This is a genomic window from Streptomyces sp. ATCC 21386 (genome assembly GCF_018728545.1).
Lineage (GTDB): Bacteria > Actinomycetota > Actinomycetes > Streptomycetales > Streptomycetaceae > Streptomyces.
This window is the reverse complement of the sequence record NZ_JAAVVL010000001.1, coordinates 9,637,594-9,660,549: the sequence shown is the minus strand read 5'-3', so window position 1 is coordinate 9,660,549 and position 22,956 is coordinate 9,637,594. Positions and strand designations below refer to the sequence as shown.

18 protein-coding genes and 1 tRNA gene are annotated in these 22,956 nt (G+C 70.7%); 9 read left to right on the top strand and 10 right to left on the bottom strand.

Annotated elements, in window-relative coordinates:
• Window positions 1-46: 46 nt before the first annotated feature.
• From GWK25_RS41605 to GWK25_RS41590, 4 genes are all read right to left on the bottom strand, one after another.
• Window positions 47-2,485, bottom strand: a complete 2,439-nt coding sequence (locus GWK25_RS41605; protein ID WP_251829272.1) for an FxsB family cyclophane-forming radical SAM/SPASM peptide maturase — start codon at window positions 2,483-2,485, stop codon at window positions 47-49.
• Window positions 2,486-2,555: 70 nt separating this feature from the next.
• The gene (gene fxsA, locus GWK25_RS41600; protein WP_215456830.1) at window positions 2,556-2,756 is read right to left on the bottom strand and encodes an FxSxx-COOH cyclophane-containing RiPP peptide; all 201 of its coding nucleotides are present in this window, start codon (window positions 2,754-2,756) and stop codon (window positions 2,556-2,558) included.
• Window positions 2,757-3,349: 593 nt separating this feature from the next.
• The gene (locus GWK25_RS41595; protein ID WP_251829271.1) at window positions 3,350-4,843 is read right to left on the bottom strand and encodes an aminopeptidase P family protein; all 1,494 of its coding nucleotides are present in this window, start codon (window positions 4,841-4,843) and stop codon (window positions 3,350-3,352) included.
• Window positions 4,844-5,028: 185 nt separating this feature from the next.
• On the bottom strand, window positions 5,029-6,552 hold the full coding sequence (locus tag GWK25_RS41590) for a PP2C family protein-serine/threonine phosphatase (protein WP_215456826.1): 1,524 nt from the start codon (window positions 6,550-6,552) through the stop codon (window positions 5,029-5,031).
• Window positions 6,553-7,065: 513 nt separating this feature from the next.
• Between GWK25_RS41590 and GWK25_RS41585 the strand changes: the two genes are divergently transcribed.
• A complete protein-coding gene (locus GWK25_RS41585; protein ID WP_215456824.1) occupies window positions 7,066-7,731 on the top strand; it encodes a bifunctional DNA primase/polymerase in 666 nt (221 codons plus the stop codon).
• A gap of 55 nt (window positions 7,732-7,786) precedes the next feature.
• Window positions 7,787-8,578 carry a hypothetical protein gene (locus GWK25_RS41580; protein WP_374200677.1) on the top strand — a complete coding sequence of 264 codons (792 nt, stop codon included), beginning with the start codon at window positions 7,787-7,789 and terminating at the stop codon, window positions 8,576-8,578.
• Between the two features lie 255 nt (window positions 8,579-8,833).
• Here the strand turns inward: GWK25_RS41580 and GWK25_RS41575 are convergent, their stop codons facing one another.
• From GWK25_RS41575 to GWK25_RS41565, 3 genes are all read right to left on the bottom strand, one after another.
• Window positions 8,834-9,823 carry a DUF5926 family protein gene (locus GWK25_RS41575; RefSeq protein WP_215456820.1) on the bottom strand — a complete coding sequence of 330 codons (990 nt, stop codon included), beginning with the start codon at window positions 9,821-9,823 and terminating at the stop codon, window positions 8,834-8,836.
• Window positions 9,824-10,031: 208 nt separating this feature from the next.
• Window positions 10,032-10,661, bottom strand: a complete 630-nt coding sequence (locus tag GWK25_RS41570; RefSeq protein ID WP_184892023.1) for an ATP-binding protein — start codon at window positions 10,659-10,661, stop codon at window positions 10,032-10,034.
• Window positions 10,662-10,928: 267 nt separating this feature from the next.
• Window positions 10,929-11,738 (bottom strand): glycerophosphodiester phosphodiesterase, encoded by an 810-nt coding sequence (locus tag GWK25_RS41565; RefSeq protein WP_215456819.1) that lies wholly within the window; start codon window positions 11,736-11,738, stop codon window positions 10,929-10,931.
• 298 nt (window positions 11,739-12,036) lie between these two features.
• Here GWK25_RS41565 and GWK25_RS41560 point away from each other — a divergent pair, with 298 nt between their 5' ends.
• Window positions 12,037-13,728 carry a S1C family serine protease gene (locus GWK25_RS41560; RefSeq protein WP_215456818.1) on the top strand — a complete coding sequence of 564 codons (1,692 nt, stop codon included), beginning with the start codon at window positions 12,037-12,039 and terminating at the stop codon, window positions 13,726-13,728.
• Window positions 13,729-14,734: 1,006 nt separating this feature from the next.
• Window positions 14,735-14,822: transfer RNA gene (locus tag GWK25_RS41555), tRNA-Ser, on the top strand.
• Window positions 14,823-15,148: 326 nt separating this feature from the next.
• Here the strand turns inward: GWK25_RS41555 and GWK25_RS41550 are convergent.
• Window positions 15,149-15,955 (bottom strand): class I SAM-dependent methyltransferase, encoded by an 807-nt coding sequence (locus tag GWK25_RS41550; RefSeq protein ID WP_251829270.1) that lies wholly within the window; start codon window positions 15,953-15,955, stop codon window positions 15,149-15,151.
• 455 nt (window positions 15,956-16,410) lie between these two features.
• Here GWK25_RS41550 and GWK25_RS41545 point away from each other — a divergent pair, with 455 nt between their 5' ends.
• Window positions 16,411-16,647 (top strand): hypothetical protein, encoded by a 237-nt coding sequence (locus GWK25_RS41545; protein WP_215456816.1) that lies wholly within the window; start codon window positions 16,411-16,413, stop codon window positions 16,645-16,647.
• Window positions 16,648-17,126: 479 nt separating this feature from the next.
• Here the strand turns inward: GWK25_RS41545 and GWK25_RS41540 are convergent, their stop codons facing one another.
• Together GWK25_RS41540 and GWK25_RS41535 are read right to left on the bottom strand one after the other, a co-directional pair.
• Complete coding sequence (locus GWK25_RS41540; RefSeq protein ID WP_215456814.1) at window positions 17,127-17,816, bottom strand: hypothetical protein; 690 nt, start codon at window positions 17,814-17,816, stop codon at window positions 17,127-17,129.
• Window positions 17,817-18,361: 545 nt separating this feature from the next.
• Window positions 18,362-19,270 (bottom strand): bifunctional DNA primase/polymerase, encoded by a 909-nt coding sequence (locus GWK25_RS41535; protein ID WP_215456813.1) that lies wholly within the window; start codon window positions 19,268-19,270, stop codon window positions 18,362-18,364.
• Window positions 19,271-19,692: 422 nt separating this feature from the next.
• Here GWK25_RS41535 and GWK25_RS41530 point away from each other — a divergent pair, with 422 nt between their 5' ends.
• The 4 genes from GWK25_RS41530 to GWK25_RS41515 all read left to right on the top strand — a co-directional run bounded on the left by GWK25_RS41530 (window position 19,693) and on the right by GWK25_RS41515 (window position 22,831).
• Window positions 19,693-19,998: a hypothetical protein gene (locus GWK25_RS41530; protein WP_215456812.1), complete on the top strand. Its 306-nt coding sequence runs from the start codon at window positions 19,693-19,695 to the stop codon at window positions 19,996-19,998.
• 249 nt (window positions 19,999-20,247) lie between these two features.
• Window positions 20,248-21,246: a bifunctional MaoC family dehydratase N-terminal/OB-fold nucleic acid binding domain-containing protein gene (locus tag GWK25_RS41525; protein WP_215456811.1), complete on the top strand. Its 999-nt coding sequence runs from the start codon at window positions 20,248-20,250 to the stop codon at window positions 21,244-21,246.
• Window positions 21,243-21,668, top strand: a complete 426-nt coding sequence (locus GWK25_RS41520; protein WP_215456810.1) for a MaoC family dehydratase — start codon at window positions 21,243-21,245, stop codon at window positions 21,666-21,668. Before GWK25_RS41525 ends, GWK25_RS41520 begins: the two co-directional genes overlap by 4 nt.
• The gene (locus GWK25_RS41515) at window positions 21,665-22,831 is read left to right on the top strand and encodes a lipid-transfer protein (protein ID WP_215456809.1); all 1,167 of its coding nucleotides are present in this window, start codon (window positions 21,665-21,667) and stop codon (window positions 22,829-22,831) included. Before GWK25_RS41520 ends, GWK25_RS41515 begins: the two co-directional genes overlap by 4 nt.
• The last annotated feature ends 125 nt before the right edge of the window (window positions 22,832-22,956 follow it).

Genomic DNA, 22,956 nt, shown 5'->3' with positions numbered 1-22,956 from the left:
TCGAACAGTTAAGCGGAATAAAGCGGGCGTCGCGCCCCTCGCCCCCCTACGGCCGGACCGTCCGCCGGTGCTCCTCCGCCGCCCGCCGGGCCGCGCGCAGGGCCTCCGCGCCGACCTCGTCCGTCGCCAGCGCCTCCCGGAGCCCCGCGACGAACCGCTTCCCGGTCTCCGTCAGCGCCCCGGAGTCCGCCAGCGTCCCCACCGCCTCCGCCGTCTGGTCCCGCCACCGGGAGAACCGCGTCTCGGCATCCGGCCCGCCCCCGCCGCGCCACCGGGCCCGCCAGAAGTCGACGACCGCGAGATGCGCGTAGGTCCCCTGCAACAGCCCCTCCAGCGGGCGCGGGTCGGGACGCCAGGGCGCGTAGAACAACGTCGTGCAGGCCGGGTCGTACAGGTCGACCAGATCCAGTACGGCCCCCAGCTTCACGTGCTGGAACTCGTGGACCAGGAGCAGCGCCAGGGTCTCCGGCGCGGACGGTCGGGCGACGGCCACCGCGCCGAAGGCGTCGCGGGCCGCGGAACTGATGTCGGCGCCCTCGGGGGAGGGCGTGAGCGGGGTGATCGTCCGGAGCCCGGCGGCGATCCCCGGCGCGTACTCGGGCAGTTCGCGCCGGATCCAGGCCCAGGCCGCGGTCAGGTCGGACCGCCACGCCTCGGCCTCGTCCTCGCTGACCCGCGGGTGCGCCGGGTGGCCGTGACAGTCCCGCCAGGGGTCGGTGTCCTCCAAGGTCACGGACCAGCCGTCCAGTTCGAACCGTCGGCTGCCCCGCCAGGCGGGGTCCGCGCGGCCGCTCCGGGGGATCGCGTACGTCCGGCCGCCCGCCCGGACCGTGCAGCCGTCTACATCCGTGCGCACCAGAACCCGCTCGGTGTCCGCCTCCACCGTGAGGGTCCCGTACGTGGGCAGCCGCAGCAGCCCGGCGTGGACCGGGACGACCACCGAAGCCCGGCGGCCCGCCCGCAGCGCGGCGGCGGCCGCGATCTCCGCCGTCCCGCGTGCTGCCGTCGCCGCGGCGCCCGTGACGCCTGCGGTCGGTGTCGGCGCCGGGCGGGCCCCGAGGGCGCTCAGCGCCCAGGACCGTCCATAGGGGTGGGCCAGGACCCGGTCCACCGCTTCGGGGGCCTCGGCGTCGAGGGCGGTCAGCGTGTCCCACGCCTCCTGGCCGTCCTCGGCGGCCGGCGCGAGTGTCGTCTCGTGCCGGACGAGGCCCAGCAGTTCACGGGCCAGGGCGAGTTGATGGCGGGCGAGCAGGTCGACGATGGCGCCCGAGCCGCGTCCGGTGGCCAGTTCGGCCAGGTGGTGGTCGGCGAGCGCCGGCCGCGCGGACTGGTCGGTCATATGACGGTCCCGGAGGTCGGTGATGAGAGCCAGCAGATCGGAGCAGTACACGGACGGGTTGCGGAAGCCGCTGCCGTCGGAGCGGTACCGGTGGGCGTAGAGACCGCCGCCGCACGAGCGCACCACCGGGCAGGCCCGGCACTGCTCGGCCAGCCCGTCGAGGCCCTGCTGCCGGGCCACGATGCCCGGATGCCCGGCGACCTCGTCCAGGGAGTTGCGGAACACGTCCAGCCCGGTGGCGGGCGCCCCGTCGTGCGCGGTCTTGAGGGAGTCGGCCTGTTCGAACGTCCCGTCGGTCTCGATCACGGCGAGATCGGCGGGCGCCAGCCCCAGTGACTCGGTCAGGCTGCTCTCGCCGCGCAGGGTCCGCAGCACCGAGTCGAAGATCCGGACGTCCATGGCGCGGCCGGTCGCGGTCCACCGGTCGTGGACGGCCAGCAGCCAGCGCGCGTACGCGGTGCCGTCGCTGTCCTCGGCCGGGCGCGCGGGCGGCTCGTCCCAGGTGGCGTGCGGGAGGAGGAAGTCGACGCGGGGAGGGGCGAGGGCCGCCAGCGCGTCATGGACGGCGACCGGGTCGTTGCGCAGGTCGACGGTGCACAGGATGCCGGCGAAGAGATGGCGGTGGCGCGGCCGGTTGAGCAGGGCGATGCCCCTGAGGACGCGGTCGTGGCTGCTGCGCCCGTCGGCGTAGCGGCGGTGCAGGTCGTTGGCCGAACGGTCGCCGTCCAGCGAGACGCCGACCTTGATGCCGAACTCGTCGAACAGGTCCAGGAACCGTTCGTCGAGCGTGACGGCGTTGGTGTGGATCCGCAGGTCCAGCTCGCACACACCGCTCAGGGCGGCCGTCAGTTCCGTGGCGGCCCTGCGCAGCCGGGTCCGGCCCGCGAGGAGGGGCTCGCCACCGTGCAGGACCACGTGGACGGCGGGCAGCCCGTGCGCCCCGGCGTGCTCGGCGATCCGCTCCGCCGTGGCGCTCAGGACCTCGTCCGAGACCACCACGGGCCGACGGCTCCAGCTCTGGTCGGCGTGTTCGTACACATAGCAGTGGTCGCACGCGAGATCGCAGCGACTGTGCATCTTCAGCACGAACTGACGCAGCGGCAGGAGCGGTCGGCCCATGACGGTCCCGACGGTGTCGACGGTCATGTGAGGTCGGTGGTCTCGGCGGTCATGTGACGTCGGGCGTCTCGGCGGGCTCGGGAGGGTGCCGGCGGTGTCACACGGAGGACTGGAAGGCCGCCACCGCGACCCTCGCCGGACCCCGGCGTTCGGTGCCGTTCGCCATGGCACGGGTCAGAGCGGGCGACAGCGACGCGCCGCCGCTCCGCGCCGCCAACTGCACCAAGGACACCCGCTCCGGACCGACGGCGGCCGTGGCGTGCGACTCGTCGGCCGTGGGGTCGAGGGATGCGTTCATGGGGACCTCATCAATCTGTGCGTGGAAACTGACGGGGTTGCGGAGTCTTGCGGCTCGATGAAGCAGATGCCGACAGGAATTTCTCACTCAAGCACCGGCCGCAGAAGAAGTTAGCGGCCGACCGGGCGAACAGCGCCGAATATCCGGTCGGCTACCGGTTGCGACCAGAAGATAGCCGACGCCGAGGAGTGGTTCGGACGGCACCACAAGCCTCGTCCGTATTCGGGGCGGCAAACGTGAGAACCGTCTCACCGCCCGCCGCAGGAGCGGCAGTTGAGCGGAAGCCCGCCCGATCCGGTCGACTCCAGGCCCCTTCGACTCTCAGCCCCCGCACAGCCACATCACAGGCCGCTGACGGACGGCGTCCCTGACTTCACCCGTATGACGGGACACCACACAAGCAAAACGATCACGCGGCGTCGCGTCGACCCCCATCTGCCGGTCCGGTGGGGTTGCTCGCGCAGTTCCCCGCGCCCCTGAAGATGCCTTCGGCCCTTCATCGAAAAGCACGGGGCGCAGCCTCTGCTTTTCAGGGGCGCAGGGAACTGCGCGACCAGCCCTCACTCACCCGCAGACGAACAACCCGCCGCCGCTCAGCCCTCCGCACGCCCCCTCAGCGAGGCCATCCACAGCTCGACCTCGTCCGAACGGCGCGGCAGCGCGGCGCTGAGGTTGCGGTTGCCGTCGGCCGTCACCAGGATGTCGTCCTCGATGCGGACACCGATGCCCCGGTACTCCTCGGGAACGGTGAGGTCGTCGGCCTGGAAGTAGAGGCCGGGCTCGACGGTCAGCACCATGCCCGGCTCCAGCGTCCCGTCGACGTACGACTCGACGCGCGCGACGGCGCAGTCGTGGACGTCCATGCCGAGCATGTGCCCGGTGCCGTGGAGCGTCCAGCGGCGCTGGAGCCCCAGCTCCAGGACCCGCTCCACGGGGCCCTCGACGAGGCCCCACGCGACCAGCCGTTCGGCCAGGACGTGCTGCGCGGCGTCGTGGAAGTCGCGGTACTTGCCGCCCGGCCACACGGCGGCGATACCGGCCTCCTGGGCGTCGTACACGGCGTCGTAGATCTTCTTCTGGAGCTCGCTGAACGTGCCGTTGATCGGCAGTGTCCGGGTCACGTCGGCCGTGTAGTACGTGTGCGTCTCGACGCCCGCGTCCAGCAGGAGCAGGTCGCCGGAGCGGACCGGTCCGTCGTTGCGGACCCAGTGCAGAGTGGTGGCGTGCGGGCCGGCGGCGCAGATGGAGCCGTAGCCCACGTCGTTGCCCTCGACCCGGGCGCGCAGGAAGAACGTTCCCTCGATGTAGCGCTCCGACGTGGCCTCGGCCTTGTCCAGCACCCGTACGACGTCCTCGAAGCCGCGCACGGTCGAGTCGACCGCCTTCTGCAGCTCGCCGATCTCGAACTCGTCCTTGATCAGCCGGGCCTCGGAGAGGAAGACCCGCAGCTCCTCGTCGCGTTCGGCGGTGACCTTGTCGGTGAGGGCCGCCTCGATGCCGGCGTCGTAGCCGCGGACGACGCGGACCGGGCCGGTGGCCTCGCGCAGCGTGTCGGCGAGTTCGCGCACGTCGGCGGCGGGGATGCCGTACAGCTTCGCGGACTCGGCCAGCGAGTGGCGTCGGCCGACCCACAGCTCGCCCTGGCCGGAGAGCCAGAACTCGCCGTTCTCCCGGTCGGAGCGCGGCAGCAGGTAGATCGTCGCGTCGTGGCCCTCGCCCGAGGCGGAGGGCTCCAGGACGAGGACGCCGTCCTCCGTCTGGTTGCCGGTGAGGTACGCGTACTCGACCGACGCACGGAAGGGGTACTCGGTGTCGTTCGAGCGGGTCTTGAGGTTGCCCGAGGGGATCACCAGGCGGTCGCCAGGGAAGTGTGCGGAGAGTGCGGCGCGACGGGCGGCGGTCTCGGCGGCCTGGGCGATCGGCTCCAGGCCGTGCAGCTCGGTGTCGGCCCAGCCGGACTTCATGCACTCGGCCAGCTCGTCGGACACGTCCGGGTACAGGCCGTTCTTGCGCTGCTTGATGGGCTCCTCGGCTTCGGTCGCCTCGGTCTCCGGGATCGCCGGCTCGAGCTCGTCCGCCACGGTCATCCTCCTAGATACGGCACTGGACCCCGTCCATCGTACGGTCGCACCGGAGGGCGCCGAGGGGGCGCCGGAACACCTCTCACAAGGGGTTACCGCCCCCTCACGACAAGCAGTCACGACGGCCCTCGGCGCTCGCGCACTGGGCCCGGCCCGCGGCTTCGCACAGGCCCGGCAGCGGGCCCGTGGCCCTACTCGAACCGCGCCGCCAGGAGCACCACGTCCTCCGTGTCGTCCGCTTCGTCGAGGCCGTTCGGGAGCATCGTGCGGAGGATGTGGTCGGCCAGGGCACCGGGGTCGGTACGCAGGGCCCGGGGGACGCCGGTGGCGGCCGCGTGGAGGCGGGTGAAGGCGCGGTCGACGGACTCGCCCGTGCGCTGGAGGAGGCCGTCGGTGTAGAGCAGAACGGTTTCTCCTGGCTCGGCGGTCAGCTCCACGCTGGGCGCCTCCCAGCAGGCGAGCATGCCGAGCGGCGCCGACAGCGACGTCTCCATGTATTCCGTGCGCCGCTCGCCGATCACCAGCGGCGGACTGTGTCCGGCCCCGGCCAGGGTGATCTTGCGCAGCGCGGGCTCGACGTAGGCGAAGAGGGCGGTGGCGGAGCGGGCCGGTTCGGTGAGCCGCAGGAGCAGCTCCAGGTCGGAGAGGACGGCGACGGGGTCCTCCCCCTCCATCACGGCGTAGGCGCGCAGCGAGGCCCGTAGCCGTCCCATCGCGGCGACCGCGCTGGGCCCCGCCCCCGTGACCGAGCCGACCGCGAGACCGAGTGCGGCGTCCGGTAGCGGCAGCGCGTCGTACCAGTCACCGCCGCCGCGCGGCCCGGTGCGGTGCCGGGCGGCGAGCTGGACGCCGGAGACGCGGGGCAGCCGGGAGGGCAGCAGTTCCTCGGCGATGGTGGCCATGGACGTGCGCGTGCGCTCGACCTCGACGAGCCGTGCCAGGTGCTCGGCGGCGTACCGCGTGTACAGACCGACGAGGTGCCGCTGGCGCTCGACCGGCTCCGCGGGCTCGTCGTACAGCCACACGGCGGCGCCGAGCCGGCCGGCTCTGTCCGTGGACAGGGGGAGCGCGTAGCTCGCCGCGAATCCGAGCCGGGCGGCGACCTCGCGGTGGCGGGGGTCGAGCCCGTCCTCGGCGAACAGGTCGGGCTGGGCGATCTCTCCGTCGCTGCCGGGCAGTCCGTCCAGGATGCGGCCGTACGGCAGGGAGCTGCGGGGCACGGTCTCGATGTGCCCGAGGTCGGCGCGGCCGAGACCGAGGCCGATCGTGGTGTCCGGACCCAGTCCGTCGGCAGGCTCCAGGACGACGAGACCCCGACGGGCGCCGACGAGGGCGGCTCCGGCGTGCAGGAGTTCGGTCAGGGCGCTGTCCAGTGAGTCCGTGCGGGTCAGACGTTCGGTGAGTTCGTGCAGCGTCGTGAGGTCCGAGACCCAGCCCGCGAGTCTGTCCTGCAGAACCGCTCCGGGGGCGGTGCCAGCTCCTGTGGCGGGAGGGGCCGCCGGGGTGCTCGGGGTGGCGGGCGCGGGCGCGACAGTGTGTGTGGGGGAGGGAACCGTTGAATCGATTCCAGCCACTTTCGGAGGGTGAGGGGCGTTCATGGTGTCCGGCTTTCCGACCGGTGCGTATTGCTCAAAAGCATCGCAAACCCCCATGTCATTCTGCGCCGCTAGCAGTCTCTCCACATGTACACGCACTCGTGAGGGGATGTCCAGCATTGTCCTGCTGGGATATCTGGTGTCCGTGAGGCGTCGTTGGACTGCCGCCGGCTTCTTGTCCAGTCCTTTGGAGAAAGCTAAGTTGGCCTGAAAGTGTTGTGGTGAACGGTGTACTGAGGTCGACTGGCCTTGTTCAACAGAGCGTCACAGCGGTCGTGATGGGTACGTACCCGGTGAAGGCCAGGGGCGGCGGAGGCCACCCGGAACCTGGCGACGGACCCGGGCGTCCTATCCACCGACGACCGAGCCCCATCCTCCCGTGGCGGAGGCGGCGAGCACACGCGGGACAGTAAAACGCCAGGCGCCGCCACCCCTACGCCATGCCCATGCTTTAGACAGACGCAAGTCGACGCAAGCGATGGACGCGGACGTAACCGAGCTCGGCCCGCAGGGGTCCCCCTTGTCCGCGGCAGGGGTGTGATGCGCCAGCAGGTACGCACAGTGCAGTGAACGACACATGTTGTGATGTGACCCACGGTGTTGCCATGCGTGCAACGGAAAGGACGAGCGCTCATGCGCGAGATCCCCGGAAAGCGACGCAGGCTCCTGTCCAAGCGCAACGGCGGGAGGCCCGAGCTTCTTGAGCAGGCCCTGACGTTCGCGACGGAATGGCAGTGGCCCGTACTCCCGGGGGTGGCTCCGGACCCGCAGGGGCGTGCCCGCTGCGGCTGCCCGGACCCGGAGTGCGTGGTGCCCGGCGCTCACCCCTTCGACCCCGGCCTGCTGGCCGCCACCACCGACGAGCGCATGGTCCGCTGGTGGTGGACCAACCGCCCCACCGCGCCGATCGTGCTGGCCACCGGAGGCACCGCCCCCTGTGCGGTGAGCCTGCCGGCGCCGGCCGCCTCGCGCGCCCTCGCCGCCCTCGACCGCACCGGCATGCGCCTCGGCCCCGTGGTCGCCGCCCCGCACCGCTGGGCGATCCTCGTCGCGCCGTACTCCATGGAGCAGTTGGGAGAGCTGCTCTACGCCAAGGATTTCGTCCCCGGCTCGCTGCGGTTCCACAGCCAGGGCGGCTATCTCGCCCTGCCCCCCTCCGAGACCGGCCACGGCCTGATCCGCTGGGAGCGCGCGCCGCTGCCCGGTTCGGCCGCGCCCTGGGTGCCCGACGTCGAGGCGGTCGTGGACGCGGTCGTCGACGCCCTCACTCGTACGGGTGTGAGCGCGCCCGAGTTCTGAGCGCGCCCGGCGCGCGCGGGGCCGGGCGCCCCCGGTCGGTCGTTATCTTCCGCACATGCAGCGTCTTCCCGGGGGCCACGGGGCCCCGTCGCGCGGCCGTCACAGCGCTCCCCCACCCCGGAGCCGTAGAGCACCCGCCTCGGCGCGCGGCGGGCCGGATCCGCGCCGTCTTTGCCTCGCGGGACTGACCGCCGCGGTCGCGGTCGCCCTCGGTCTCCCCCTCGTGGCCTCCGCCGGCCCGCTCGGCGACGTCCCCGTGTCCGAGCGCGCCTCCACGCCCGAACAGGCCCTCACCGCCGAACTCGACCGCGCCACCGGGCGTGTCGGTGCCGCCGTCGGCACCGGTGGCATCGGCGGCGCGGGCGAATCCGGCGGTGACGTCGAGAAGTCCGCCGACCGCGCCGACCAGAAGGCGGGCGGCGCCGACGGGCCGGACACGAGGGCCGCGGACGACGCAGACGCGTCGGACCAGGCTGGGGGTTCCTCACAGCCGCTCGGCCTCGGACTCGCCACCGCCGCCCGCTGCGGCCCCGACCTCACCTCCCCCGACGGCATCGAGGCCCAGACATGCGTCCTCACCCAGGGCGACCGGACCTGGGCCCGCACGTACTACCGCAACGCCACCGGACGTGAACTCAGCTCGGTCCTCAGCATGATGGCGCCCGGCGGGCACACCGTACGGATCCACTGCACCGTGGGCGCCCACGACGAGCCGGGGGTGTGCGAGACGCCGAGGGCGCGTACGCGGGGCGGGACGGGGGCGTACACGGCCGTCGCGGAGTTCGCCGCATCGGAGGGCGAGGGGCCGCTGCTGCTGCGCTCAGGGAGTAACTCAGGCCGCCCGTAAGGGGGTTGATGCCCGAGACGTTTCCGTCCAGTGGAGCCGCTGCGGAACCCGGGCATGAAAAGACCCGGTTGCTGGCGACGGGGGATGCACCAGCAACCGGGCTAATGGAACCGTAACAAGAGATCGGCGCTTCGCAAATTCGATCTCGGCTATTCGGACACGAATTTGCCTGTCACGTAGGGGAGTTGTGACAGGAGTCACCACACATCGAACGCACTCGGTCGTCCGACGGCCCCTTCGGCGCAGGAGCGAACGTCAGCTCAGCGTGACCTGTCGGTTGGTGAGACCACCGCGTGCCCGGCGCTCCTCCGGCGTGAGCGGGGACTCGTCGGCCAGCGCTTCGGCGAGCCGCTCGGCGAACTCGGCCGCCGGCTTCTCGATGTCGTCCGCGCCGACCCCGCTGGGGAGGTCCCAGACCGGCACGGTGAGGCCGTGAGCACGGAAGGAGCCCACCAGGCGGGTGCCCTCGCCGAGACTCGAACGCCCCGCCGCGTGCAGCCGGGCCAGCGCGTCCAGGAGCCGCTCCTCGGCGTGCGGCATGACCCAGCGCAGGTGGTTCTTCTCCGGGGTCTCGCACCAGTAGGCGGCGTCGACGCCCGCGAGCTTCACCGTGGGGATCGCGGCGGAGTTGGCGCGCTCCAGGGAGGCGGTCACCTCCGGCGTGGCGTTCTCCGTGTCCGGGACCCAGAACTCGAAGCCCGTGTGCACAACTGGCTCGAACTCACCTTCGGGGTCGAGCAGGTCCTGCAGCCGCGGACCGTCGGCCGGGGCCCGCCGCCCCTGAACCGGAGTGCCCGGCTCGGCGACCAGTGCGCGCTGCAGGGTGTCGGCGAGGTCGCGGCTGATGTCTCCGGAGGCCGTGTCGTTCTGCAGGCCGAGCAGGACCGAGCCGTCGTCGCGGCGCAGCGCGGGCCACGCCATGGGCAGCACGGTGGCGAGCGTCACCGATGGGACCCCCTCGGGGAGGGCGTCCTTCAGCTTCAGCTCGACGGTGGCGGCGGGCACCAGCTCGCGCAGCGCGATCCAGTCGCCCTCGCCGGGCAGGCCCTCGAAGGGGCGCTGCACCAGCTCGGTCACGGCCTGGGCGGCGGCCCGGCCGTGGCATGCCTTGTAGCGGCGGCCGCTGCCGCAGGGGCATTGCTCGCGCGCGCCGACAACCGGAACCTGCCCATCGGCGCCTGCGGCGCCGACTCCGCCGGTGCCCTGCGGGCGCTTGGCCTTCGTGTGGGGTCGCTTCTTGGCCATCGTGGGTGTCTCCCGATCACGGCTCGTCTCGTACTCGCGCGAGCCTAGCCGCTCGTACGACGGCCGACGGGACCCTGTGGACAACGCACCGAGTCGTCCCGGAACCGGTGGATCGGGCCGGGATGTGCACCGGTGCCGTGGCCGGATGCTTTCCAGGCAGTCCGGGCCTGCCGGTCCGGGCCTGGGTCCGGCCTGGCAGGCCGGACCGTCAGTCCAGGTCGTCGAACGCGTCCGCGAAGTCCAGGTCGGGGAGGGCGGAGACCGAGGGGGCGACGACGCGGGAGGCGAAGTCGTCCCGGCGGTGGGCGCGGTAGACGTCGTCCTGGACGACGACCCACACCGTGACCTCGCCGCGGGCGTCGTCCCGCACACCCCAGTCGTCCGCCAGCGCCGTGACGATGTTCAGCCCGCGGCCGCCGTGTGCGGTGACCGAGGGCGTGGACGGAACAGGGCGGGTCGGACCACCGCCGTCCGTCACCTCGACCGTGAGCCGCCCTGTGGGATCCATCCGCCAGGCGCAGCGCACATCGCCGTCGCCGGCCAGCGCGTCACCGAGCGGTCTGCCGTGTTTGCAGGCATTGCTGAGCAGTTCGGAAAGGATCAGTAGGGCATCGTCGATGACCGATTCCGCCACACCGCCCGTGCGCAACTGATCACGCATCCGGTGCCTTGCTTCCCCCACGCCCGCAGGGCCATGGGGTACGGCCATGCTCGACGACGTGGGCACCTCCTGTGCCACCACCAACGCCACCCCCGAGACCTCCTTCGCCCCACGCCACGGTGTGAATGCCCCATTGGACTGGACTGGAAACCGGCCAAACCACGTGCTCTGACGCACTCCTCACACTCGAATACGGACCGAACGCGCCGGTGCACTCCCCGTAGCCGGATGGCTGAATTTCGTCCCTGATATGCCGACTTGTCCCTGCCTGCAGGTCGGCCGCCTTGGCGGAATTCTTACCTCCGTCAAGCGCCGCGCGGGGGCGCCGCCGGGGGTGCACGGGGTCGTCGCAGATGTGAACCGAGGAGTGTTCGAAGCTGTCGCCGAGGCGCGTGTGCGGAGTTGTCGGGAACCGTGTGTTCGGAGTTGTGGGAACGCGTGCGCTCAGCGGCCGAGTTGGTGCAGAACCGCGTGCGGGCGGTTGGTGATGATGGCGTCCACACCCAACCCGACACACAGGTCGACGTCCTGCGGTTCGTTCACGGTCCACACGTGCACCTGGTGCCCGGCGCTCTTCAGTCGCTCGATGTACGTGGGGTGGTTGCGCACGATCCTGATCGAGGGCCCCGCGATCCGGACACCGGCGGGCAGTCGGCCGTCGCGCAGCCGGGGCGAGACGAACTGCGTCAGATAGACCGTGGGCAGGGTCGGGGACGCGGCCCGCACGCGGTGCAGCGAGCGCGCCGAGAAGCTCATGACCCTCACCGGCGAGTCGGCGGCGGACTCGGGGGCGTCCAGGCCGAACCGCTTCAGCAGGACCAGCAAGCGTTCCTCGACCTGCCCGGCCCAGCGCGTGGGGTGCTTGGTCTCGATCGCCAGCTCCACCCGGCGCCCGGCGTCGGCCACGAGTTCGAGCAGCCGTTCGAGGGTGAGAACGGAGGTGTCCGCCCGGTCCTCGGGGGTGACCTCCCAGTCGGGCGCCTCGTCGCCGTTCTTCCAGGAGCCGAAGTCCAGGGCGGCCAGATCGGCGAGTTCCAGGGCGGAGACCGCGCCGCGGCCGTTCGACGTACGGTTGACGCGTCGATCGTGGACACAGACGAGGTGGCCGTCCGCCGTCAGCCGGACATCGCACTCGAGGGCGTCCGCGCCGTCCTCGATCGCCTTCTTGTACGCGGCCAGGGTGTGCTCGGGAGCCGCCTCGGAGGCACCCCGGTGGGCGACGACCTGAATCGGGAGCTGTCGTGCGTGGGTCACCGCGTCATGGTGCCACCGTGACGGGGTACGCGTGGGGGTGGTGACCGTGGACGACCGGGTTCGTACGCACAGTACGCGTCGTTAGTCCGATAGATCCTATATAAAGGATCGTCCCGGACCCACAGACACCGCTTATGGTGCCCTGACGGCTCGTGGGAAAAGCTGACCGCAGACAAAAAATCACGCACAGCCTCTGTGCGACCAAGTACGCGCGACGCGAGAGCCCGCGACGCGAGAACACGCGATCAAGAACAGTCGACCGCCTACAAGGTGAAGCCGTGGACCGAGGAGAAAAGCTGTGAGCACCGAGAACGAGGGCACCGCGGTACCCCCCGCCCCGTCCGCACCTCCCGTGCCGGTGGATTCTCCCGCTGCCTCCGCGCCGGCCCCGACGCACGAGCCGAGCGCGGCACCGGCGGAGCCCACCGCCCCAGCCCCCTCGCCCGCAACCGCCGCCGACAACGCCCCGACGACGCAGCTTCCGCCGGTCCCGCCGACGACGCAGCAGCCGCAGCCCGAGCTGGTGTCCACGGGGACACCCGGATACGCGGCGAGCCACGGCCAGGTGCCCGGTGGTGGATACGGTCAGGTGCCCGGTGGTGGATACGGTCAGGCGCCCGGCGGCGGCTACGCACAGGCACCTGGCGGTCCGGCCGGCCCGGCCGGACCCGGCGGCTCCTCCGCGCCCGACGCGTCCTGGCCTCCCCCGCCGCCGCCCGCCGTCCCGTCGTACGCGGACAACGGCGCCGCCGCCGGTGCGTACGGCAACGCCGGCGCGGCCGGTGGCACGGGCGGTCACGGCGGCCCGGGCGACGGCGGCTGGGGCTCCTCCTGGCAGCAGACGCAGCAGCCGGCCCCCAAGCCGGCCGGCAACAAGCGCGGCGGTCTGATCGCGGCGATCCTCGTGGCCGCGCTGGTCGCGGGCGGCGTCGGCGGCGGCCTCGGCTACACGCTGGCCGACCGCAACGACAACTCCACCGGCTCCACGACCGTCTCGGCCTCCCAGAACGGCGGTGACGTCAAGCGCGCGGCCGGTACGGTCGCCGCCGTGGCCTCCGCCGCGCTGCCGAGCACGGTCACCATCGAGGCCTCCGGCAACGACGGCGAGGGCGGCACGGGCACCGGGTTCGTGTTCGACAAGGAAGGCCACATCGTCACCAACAACCACGTGGTGGCGGAGGCCGTCGACGGCGGCAAGGTGTCGGCCACCTTCCCGAACGGCAAGAAGTACGCCGCCGAGGTCGTCGGGCACGCGCAGGGCTACGACGTGGCGGTCATCAAGCTGAAGAACGCCCCGTCGAACCTGCAGCCGCTGACGCTCGGTGACTCCGACAAGGTCGCGGTGGGCGACTCGACGATCGCGATCGGCGCGCCCTTCGGGCTCTCCAACACGGTCACGACCGGCATCATCAGCGCCAAGAACCGCCCGGTGGCCTCCAGCGACGGCTCCTCCGGCAGCAAGGCCTCCTACATGAGCGCCCTGCAGACCGACGCGTCGATCAACCCGGGCAACTCCGGTGGCCCGCTCCTCGACGCGCGGGGCAACGTCATCGGCATCAACTCGGCGATCCAGTCCGCCAGCAACGGCAGCTTCGGCTCCGGCCAGGCGGGCTCCATCGGCCTCGGTTTCGCCATCCCGATCAACCAGGCCAAGACCGTGGCCCAGCAGCTGATCAGGACGGGCAAGCCGGTGTACCCGGTGATCGGTGCGTCGGTCGCCCTGGACGAGGGCACGGGCGGAGCGAAGATCACGAACGCGGGTGACGGCGGGTCGGACTCCGTCACCCCGGGCGGCCCCGCCGACAAGGCCGGCCTGAAGCCCGGTGACGTCATCACCAAGCTCGACGACCACGTCATCGACAGCGGCCCCACCCTCATCGGCGAGATCTGGACCCACCTGCCCGGCGACAAGGTGACCCTCACGTACACCCGTGACGGCAAGACCCACACGGCGGACGTCACCCTGGGCGAACGCGAGGGCGACAGCTGACCCACGCCGTCACCACAGCACCGCCCCGCTTCGCCGTCCCCGCTCCCTCAGTCGTCCACTGTGGGGGCGGGGCGTGGGCGTCGGGGTCCGCGGGGCTGTGACGGCGGCGGCTCGGCCTCAGTAGGGCAGGTTGCAGCGTCGACATCGTCGGGGAGACCGCGCGAGCGTCAATTCGCGTCAAGATCGACGAAACGAGAGGGTGGGGCCGGGTCTGTGCGCCCGGGCCGACGCTTATGCAGTCAGACACTCAGGCCGTTGCCAGGAAGCTCTGGGCCTCGTTTGGGCGCACTGGGTTGGCGGCCGAGATCCGCGCAGGTCGGTGGTGGTGGGGCGGGGCTGGCGGTAGCTCCTGGATGTGCCGGAGATGCTGATTCAGCGCCTTCTGCCTTCTGTCCCGGATGCCCTTCGCCAGATCGTTGATCAGTGGGCCGTAGAGGAAGGCCGGGATCAGCGACTCCTCGCTCAGTACGTGTTCGAGTACAAAGTGAAGTCCCGCCCCGTCGGCGCCGCAGGCCACCAGAGAGTCACGGGCGTACCCCTTCTCGCATGCGTGCGATTCCCCACGCGGGGCGCGGGACGCCGGGAGCTGGTGCGGCTGTTCGATTCGGCCGATCGCCCAGGAAGCTGACCGGATGTCGATGGCTAGATCTCGGCACTCCTCAGCCAGAGCGACTGCGTCCTTGCGTTCCCCTAGCTGCGGAAAATTGGCCAAGTGAGCGAGGTTGTTGTAGTCCTCGTGGAGCCGGTCCGACTCTCCAGAACCACCGGCAACGTCGCGTGCCGTACGCAGCACGCTCAGGGCCGCCGCCGCTCCAATCTGGACTACGTCAGGTTTCGGTTCGCTCGATCGTTGTACACGGACACGAGGAATGGGGCTCTGACAAGCCGCGTCCGACGCTACGTGAGTGAGGGTGAGCGGAGCCAGTGGCCCCTGTGGACCACGCCGCCCGCGATCCACTCGCGACCGGTACGCTGTACCCGCTCCGCCCCTGGTGGGCCGGGGCGAGGTGGGTTGCCCGAGCGGCCTAAGGGAACGGTCTTGAAAACCGTCGTGGCGCAAGTCACCGTGGGTTCAAATCCCACACCCACCGCCAGGTGAAACGGCCCCTGACCAGGTAATTGGTCAGGGGCCGTCGTCGTGCGCGGTTCCCGCTCAGCACCGTGGTTCCCCGTGGCTTTCCGCTGGATCGGGCACGGATGGGGCACGTGCACCTTCTGATCCGTAGCTCTACAGAGATCGGTCAGTGAAGGTCATACAGGCTGCCGGGATACCAATGAGTGCTGGTGTTGGGCGCTGCTGGTTGCTGAGGTTGCTGTACGTCGCTGCTGTACCGCAGCTCCCGGCTGCCAGGCCACGTAGCCGCGATGCGCCCCGTCGGCATCGGCTCACGCCCGTCCTCGGGGCGGGCGCGTCCTGCGTTCAGGCCGCGGCGCGGAAGACGTACGCCGTCATCGGGGCGGTGACCGGCCCGGGGCCCAGACGGGCCGTCATCTCCTCGATGACGCTGGCCCGGACGGCTGGTCCGTCGCCGCGCTCCTCGACTGCCGCGCGCACCGGTGTCCCGGTGAGGTAGCCGGTGGCAAGGTCGGCGGTCGACGCGGCTCGGCCCTGAAGCGTCAGCTCCTGCTCCTCCTCGACGGCGAACCCAGCGGCCGCCAGATCGGCGACCACGACAGCCGGGTCGGCGTAGCCATGCGGAACCGTCGGGAAGAACCGCGGCGGGTCGACCGGAAAGGCCCGCTCCAGCCCTGCCTGCAGCGCGACTTCGAAGGCGTGCGTCCTGAGCGGGCCCCAGGTGTTGAACAAGAACCGGCCGCCCTCGGCCAGCACCCGCCTCACCTCGGTGAAGGTCGCGACCCGGTCGGAAAAGAACATCACGCCGAACTGGCAGACCACCAGGTCGAAGCCTCCGTCCGGGAACGGCAGCCGCTGCGCGTCGGCCCGCCGCCACTCCGCGCCTGGGGCCCGGGCCGACCCGAAGGCGACCATGGCCTCGTTCAGGTCGGTGGCCGTCACACCGGCCGACGGTGCCGCAGCGAGCAGGTTCGACGTCAACACGCCCGTTCCCGCGGCCAGTTCGAGGATGCGCCGAGGGTGGAGTGCTGCCGCCCTCGCGGTCAGGTCCTCGGCGAAAGGCCGGAAGACCACGGGCACGAGGTACTGCTCATAGGCCGCCGGCATGGACTCGGACCACCGCTGGTCGGCATTGATTCCTGTCACCCTCATGACGGTAGTGCCGCACCCGAAGACCTCTGCCCTGCCGCGCCGCCCTGCACCCTGGAGCCGGCCATACCTGACAAGTCGGCGGGGCAAACGTTCTCTGACGCGGCACTAGCGAAGAGGTTCTCTGCTCAAGGAAGCCGCCTCGGGGCTATCGCAGGGCGCACATCCCATCCCCTCTCATCACCCCTGACCAACACGCTTTCCAACTGTGGTGGTGGGGTGGCGGGCGTCGTTCTGGGCCGTTCACCTGCGTTCATGGGCGGCCGGCCGTGAGAGCGGCTACCGGCTTCGCCCCCGTCTGAACGGCCGTGAACGGCGCTGAATGAGACGGAAAGTGAGACGGACAGAGGCATGCCCGATCGGGTGACATGCAGCCGGTTCGACCTCGGTGACCGTTCGGGCACCTCTACGGTGCGTCTCGCTCTCGCACACTCAGCTCAGCAAGGAGTCGACGCAACATGGCGACACCACCGGGTCAGCAGCCTGCCCAGCAGTTCGGGCAGCCTCCGACGATCATCATCAACAGCAGCAGTTCCGCCGTGGCATCTTCCGCGTCGGTCATTGGCGGCGTCGGCTTGAGGCGTCGGCGTCAGTCGCTGTGGGTCCACTTTTGGCTGTTCATGTTCACCGCGGGCATCGGCAACGTCCTCTACGGGATGCACGTGAGCCGCTGGAACCGGGATCGGGGCCTCTGACCACCAGCAGAGTGGCCCTTCCGGCTGGAGAAGGGCTCTTGCCCGCCTCCGCACCTGGTCGGCAGAAGCGGCCAGGTGCGGACTTGCAAAGCCATCAGCTTGGGAAGCTGTGATCATTCGAGACCCCTTCGGGTGCTGAACTGGGCGAATAGCTGGGATGTGGCGTCGTCGGGGTCGACTGCTTTCACCGTGGTTCCCCGCTAGATCTGGTGCGGTTGTGGTGCGGCGTCCTGAACGCTGCCGTACAGGTGCGATCGTCAGAGAAGGCGCCACTCCCAGCACCACAGCTCCCAGCGGCCGGCTGGTGCCTCGATGTTCCCGGCCGAGGCTTGGGTTCTACGGGATCGATAGTCCCGCTGACCTGCTGTCGATCCGTGTCATGACCTGGGGACGTCCCTGGGTGGGTGACTCCCGCTATGCGAGATCCTGGTGCAGGCTGCAGAATCTCTCATCTTGGCGCAGCTACGGAGAATCGCAATTCAGAAGATCGGTGGATCAGGGTGGGAAGGCGAACGGTTGGCGCCTTTCAGTAAGTTGATCACCCGCTCATGAGTGTCACCCATTCGATCGAGCAGGCGGACTCTAACGAACACGTTCCCCACATCGCGCAGGGCTCGCTCGGTGAACCACGCCATGAACAGGGGCTGCGATGCGGACAGCGGAAGTCCGGGCCCTATGTTGGTCAATGCGAGATCTTCCCTGTTCATCAGACCACTCATCTCGATGGACGCAATCACGTCGGGATGCCTCACCCATCCCAGGGAGTCTGCGGCGCCCCTGACACGCGCAGCAGACGCATAAGTGATCCAGTAGCTGACATCCGTTACTACCGCGGCATCCTGGCCACCGTTGAACATGCGGCACGCCCATGCCAACTGGTCGCGTGGACCGTGGCCTGCTTCGACGCGCCCAAAGTATCCAATCACCGGCCTGACCGTGCGAGCGTACTGAGCCCGGGCAAGGGACGCACCTCCCGTCGCGAGTACTGCCGCGACGGCGCCCTGGAGATCTAAAAGCCGGATTTTCCAAGGCCAACTGCGGGTCGCTTGACTGGTCAGGTTCTGCCGGATCAAGGTGTAGATCAGAAGAAGCAGCGCCAAGCACCACAGCGCGAACAGCAGTCGGGAGAATAATCCGCTTCGGCGCACCACTCGCTGCTCTGTCTCCATGCCCGCCCCGGTCTCTGCGTGTCGCCGACTCAGAAATCGTAGGGCAGTACATTCGAGGCAGATAGAGGGCGTGATGACAGCTACACTAGAAGGCTGCTCAGAATCTTTCCCCCTCCTTGCGTTCGGCACCCCAACGGGATCGGGGCACTCGCCTCGGATCTCGTCAACATGATGTGAAAGGCGTCGAACTGGCGCCCATCGAGGAACGCAGTTCTGGCCTCAGCCACCGAAAATCAGCCACGGCGGCGGGTGCGCCGAACGAGCACCCGCCACGTGTGCCTCCAGCAACCCCGCACGAGCCTCAGCCACGTTGCCCATCTGCGTCACGGGCCGCGCTCCGTTCTGCCTGGCCGTTGCGAACGTACGGACGGCACTCCGCCCGGCTTGTGCTTCCGGTGCGAGACGGCGGGCGGCGGCACGGCGTGCTGGTCCACGGCGCGCTTCAGTCTGGACCTCGCGCTCGGGACGGTCGAGTTTCCTGGTCTGGCGGTCCGTCTTGGCGGAACGCCGCCCCCGCCCCCGCTCCCGTCCCCGCCCCGGTCTGATCACCGACCACCGCTCGACATCCGTGCCGCCGACGCGATCGTCGACCTCGCCTCCCGTTCCGTGAGGCCCGTGCGGACGGCCGCCTCGACCAGGGCGCCCGCGAGTTCCGCGCCGAGGCCGTTCTCGTAGGCGCGGCAAGCCGCCCAGAAGAGGCGGGTGTTGCGTTGCCCCTCCTGCGCGGTCAGGACGAAGTGGACGAGGCCGTGACCGTCGCCCCGGCGGCCGGTCGTCCGTGCGGGGCCCGTGCGCGGGGGCGGCAGCAGGAGGTGGAGCAGAGCGGGTGGGCAGGGGGCCGGGAGGAGGTGGGACGTGCCGGGGGCCGCGGCGTAGGCGCCGTGTTCGGTGCGGGAGCCGGGGCCGACGAGGTAGCCGCCGGCGCCTCGGATGTCGATGCCGGGGGCGAGACGGCCGGCCGAGTTGGGGACGGCCACGTCGGGCGGGCCGGTGAGCCAGATGTGGCGCCCGCCGCTGGGGGTCAGCACGACCACCGTCTCGGGGATCGTGAAGAGGTGGCGCAGGGCCAGCTCGCGCAGGGCCGCCGAGGAGTCCGTACCGGACTTCGTGTCGAGGTCGACCCCGATCAGGTGGTGGGGGCCGACACCGCACGCGATGCCGTAGCCGGTGGCCCACGGGGCCGCGGCGAAGAGCTCGCGGATGCGCCGGGGGTCGGTGGAGGCGTCGTACACGCCGTGGCCGAAGCGCCCGCACTCCCCATGGCACGGGGGCTGGGCAGGGGCGGGGGCCGGTGTGGTGGAGGTGGTGGGGGAGGCGGGCGCGGCGGGGCGGTGGGGGGAGCGTAGGGCCGGGAGCTTGGTGCGGGACAGGGGGATCACCGCCAGTCCGCGTTCGGCGGCGGAGAGCGCGTGTGCCAGGGCCAGGGTGCTGGCCTGCCGGTCCGTGGTGGCCATGCCTCCATGTTCGTACGAGTGTTCGATAAAGGGAAGAGGGTTCGGGGTGCGCTTTCGGCCGTTGCGGGCCTGTTCGCGGGTTGGTCGGAAATGTGCCGGAACGCTTCCCCTCTTGTCTCACTTGATCTTGTGGTCGTCGCTAGCCGCCATCCCGTCTGAACTGGGAGTTCCTAGATCCAAGGGGGTTTATCGACTTGTCATCACGCTTCAGGGGGAATGGGGTCTTCCGGGGTGGTTCGCCGGGGATTCGGTGGGCAACTCTTGATTCGCGACGTCGAAGAAAGAACCGAAGACCCGAAGAACCGAAGACCCGAAGACCCGAAGACCCGAAGACCCGAAGACCCGAAGACCCGCACCGAGGCGGTCGGCCAACTGCCCTGGCGCAACCCGTACTTGTGTGAAAGGCCCTGGAGGAAATGCACATGGCAAGCATCCGTACCGCCCGCGTTCTCGCCGCCGTCTCGGCTCTCCCGCTCGCCGCCGCCCTGTTCACCGGCGTCGCGACGGCCGACAACGGCGCCATCGCGGACAACGGATCGAACGCCGGCGTGGCGAACATCGTCGGCAGCGGTGTCGGCCACGACAACAACGGCAACTCGTCGACCTCGCAGCAGCAGGCGAACGGCTCGGGTGCCTCGAACCAGAACAACACCGCCCAGGTCAACGGCTCCGGCTTCACGGCCATCGACCAGGACAACGCGGTCGTCAGCTTCACCAACCTCTGGTGAGCCGGGCGAGGGCGGTCGGTCGGGCCGGGGGTGGACGGATGAGGTCGCCCGGCTTCCGGGCCATCGCCCTCGCGCGACGTAGAACGAGTGGGACATGTTCGTGGGGTGTGACACGCCTGTGCGGCGGTGCTACGGCATCGCCGCACAGGCGTTTCCCGTCCCATCCCGCCCCAGGGCGACCTTGACAGTCGTGGCGACAGGCCCCCAATCTGACGGACAGTCAGCAAACTCGGAGGGGGCTGCGCCACGATGGTCGAGGACCTGTCCGTACGGCTCAAGGCCTACGAGGGGCGCGCTGCCGTCCTCGGCGGCCGTGGCAAGGATCCCGTCAACTCGCCCATGATCCGGCACTGGTGCGAGGCCATGGGGGACACCAACCCCGCCTACACCGGGCCGGACGCCATCGCGCCGCCGACCATGCTCCAGGTGTGGACGATGGGAGGACTGGGCGGCCACGAGACCCGCGCACCGGCGTACGACGAACTGCTCGCGCTGCTCGACGACGCGGGCTGCACCTCCGTCGTCGCCACGGACTGCGAGCAGGAGTACCTGCGGGCGCTGCGGCCGGGGGACGAGGTCACCTTCGACTCGGTCATCGAGTCGGTGTCGGAGCGGAAGACCACGAGGCTCGGCACCGGGTACTTCGTCACGACCCGGATGGATGTGCGAGTGGGCGACGAACTCGTGGGCACCCATCGCTTCCGGATCCTCAAGTACGTCCCGGCTCACGCGCCCCGGCCGTCCCACGGAACATCCCCCGGATCGTCCCCACCCCAGGAACGGCCCCGCCGCCCCCGCCCCGTCGTCAATCGCGACAACGCGGGCTTCTGGGAAGGCGTTTCACAGCACCGTCTGCTCATCCAGCGCTGTGCCGACTGCGCCACGCTCCGCCTCCCCTGGCTGCCCGGCTGCAACGCGTGCGGTTCGGCCGCGTGGGACACGGTCGAGGCGAGCGGTGAGGGGGTCGTGTACTCGTACGTCGTCATGCATCACCCGCCCTTCCCGGCCTTCGATCCGCCGTACGCCGTCGGGCTGATCGAGTTGGTGGAGGGGGTGCGGATGGTCAGCGACGTCGTCGGGGTGCCGTACGACAAGGTGCGGATCGGGATGCCCGTACGGCTCGAATTCGCGCGTTTCGACGAGGAGTTGGAGCTTCCGGTGTTCCGCGCGGGTCCCGCGGGCGCCGCGGATCCGGCGGGTCCCGCGGAGGCGGCGGAGGGTCCCGCGGAGGGGGCGGTGTCGGCGTGAGGGTCGAGGCAGGGGACGTGCTCCCGCCGCTGGAGATCGAGATCACCCGCACGCTCGTCGTCGCGGGGGCGATCGCGTCGCGCGACTACCAGGACGTGCACCACGATCCGGAGCTGGCGCGGCGGCGCGGGTCGCCCGATGTGTTCATGAACATCCTGACGACGAACGGGCTGGTGGGGCGGTACGTGACCGACCACTTCGGACCGGACGCCGTCCTGCGCAAGGTGGCGATCCGGCTCGGCGCGCCCAACTACCCGGGCGACACGATGGTGTTGACCGGCACGGTCGAGACGGCCGACGGGCCGACGGTCACGGTCAGGGTGATCGGCGACAACGGCGTCGGGCGGCACGTCACCGGCACGGTGACCCTGACCCTGCCGCCATCCCTGCCCCGACCCCTGTCCCCGAGGGAGGCGGTGTGAGCGTACGGACCAAGGACGGGCTCGGCGGGCGGGCCGCGATCGTCGGCATCGGCGCGACCGACTTCTCCAAGGACTCGGGGCGCAGCGAGCTGCGGCTGGCGGTGGAGGCGGTGCGCGCGGCGCTGGACGACGCGGGGCTGGCACCGACGGACGTGGACGGCATGGTGACGTTCACGATGGACACGAGCCCGGAGATCACGGTCGCGCAGGCGGCCGGCATCGGCGAGCTGTCCTTCTTCTCCCGCGTCCACTACGGCGGTGGTGCCGCGTGCGCGACCGTGCAGCAGGCGGCGCTCGCGGTCGCGACGGGCGTGGCGGAGGTCGTGGTCTGCTACCGGGCCTTCAACGAGCGTTCAGGGCGCCGGTTCGGGGCGGGCGTACGGCACCGCGAGCCGTCGGCGGAGGGCGTGGCCCTGGGCTGGACGCTGCCGTTCGGGCTGCTCACGCCCGCCTCGTGGGTCGCGATGGCGGCGCAGCGCTATCTGCACGCGTACGGCCTGACCCCGGAGGCGTTCGGGCACGTCGCCGTGGTCGACCGCAGACACGCCGCGACGAACCCGGCGGCGTACTTCCACGGCCGCCCCATCACCCTCGACGAGCACGCCGCCTCGCGCTGGATCGCCGAGCCGCTGCGGCTGCTCGACTGCTGCCAGGAGACGGACGGCGGTCAGGCGCTCGTCGTCACCTCGGTGGAGCGCGCGCGGGACCTGCCGAGACCGCCCGCGGTGGTCGTCGCGGCCGCCCAGGGCGCGGGCCGGGCGCAGCAGCAGATGACCGGCTTCTACGACAGCGATCTGACCGGGCTGCCCGAGATGAACGTCGTCGCCCGGCAGCTCCGGCGTACCTCGGGGCTGGGCCCCGACGACTTCGACGTGGGCATCCTGTACGACCACTTCACGCCGTTCGTGCTGATGCAGCTGGAGGAGTTCGGGTTCTGCGGGCCGGGGGAGGCGGCGGACTTCGTCGCCGAGGACCGGCTGCCGCTCAACACGCACGGCGGGCAGCTCGGCGAGGCGTATTTGCACGGGATGAACGGCATCGCGGAGGCCGTACGACAGCTGCGGGGCACCTCCGTGAACCAGGTCGCCGGTGCCGAGCGGGTGCTGGTCACCGCGGGGACGGGGGTGCCCACCTCGGGGTTGGTGCTGGGGACGGACGGGTGAGCGGTGCGGGCGGGGCGGCTGAGGGGGCTCCGGTCACTCGGGGGCCTGGTGTGGCGGGCGCCGTCCACCCTGGGCAGGTGGTTCTCGGGGGTGCACCCTCAGTACCTGGGGGCTGTTCATCCACC

Coding starts and splice junctions, on each gene's coding strand:
- GWK25_RS41605 (WP_251829272.1), bottom strand. CDS start 2,485: ATGACCGTCGACACCGTCGGGACCGTCATGGGCCGACCGCTCCTGCCG.
- fxsA (WP_215456830.1), bottom strand. CDS start 2,756: ATGAACGCATCCCTCGACCCCACGGCCGACGAGTCGCACGCCACGGCC.
- GWK25_RS41595 (WP_251829271.1), bottom strand. CDS start 4,843: ATGACCGTGGCGGACGAGCTCGAGCCGGCGATCCCGGAGACCGAGGCG.
- GWK25_RS41590 (WP_215456826.1), bottom strand. CDS start 6,552: ATGCTGGACATCCCCTCACGAGTGCGTGTACATGTGGAGAGACTGCTA.
- GWK25_RS41585 (WP_215456824.1), top strand. CDS start 7,066: ATGCGCGAGATCCCCGGAAAGCGACGCAGGCTCCTGTCCAAGCGCAAC.
- GWK25_RS41580 (WP_374200677.1), top strand. CDS start 7,787: ATGCAGCGTCTTCCCGGGGGCCACGGGGCCCCGTCGCGCGGCCGTCAC.
- GWK25_RS41575 (WP_215456820.1), bottom strand. CDS start 9,823: ATGGCCAAGAAGCGACCCCACACGAAGGCCAAGCGCCCGCAGGGCACC.
- GWK25_RS41550 (WP_251829270.1), bottom strand. CDS start 15,955: ATGAGGGTGACAGGAATCAATGCCGACCAGCGGTGGTCCGAGTCCATG.
- GWK25_RS41545 (WP_215456816.1), top strand. CDS start 16,411: ATGGCGACACCACCGGGTCAGCAGCCTGCCCAGCAGTTCGGGCAGCCT.
- GWK25_RS41540 (WP_215456814.1), bottom strand. CDS start 17,816: ATGGAGACAGAGCAGCGAGTGGTGCGCCGAAGCGGATTATTCTCCCGA.
- GWK25_RS41535 (WP_215456813.1), bottom strand. CDS start 19,270: ATGGCCACCACGGACCGGCAGGCCAGCACCCTGGCCCTGGCACACGCG.
- GWK25_RS41530 (WP_215456812.1), top strand. CDS start 19,693: ATGGCAAGCATCCGTACCGCCCGCGTTCTCGCCGCCGTCTCGGCTCTC.
- GWK25_RS41525 (WP_215456811.1), top strand. CDS start 20,248: ATGGTCGAGGACCTGTCCGTACGGCTCAAGGCCTACGAGGGGCGCGCT.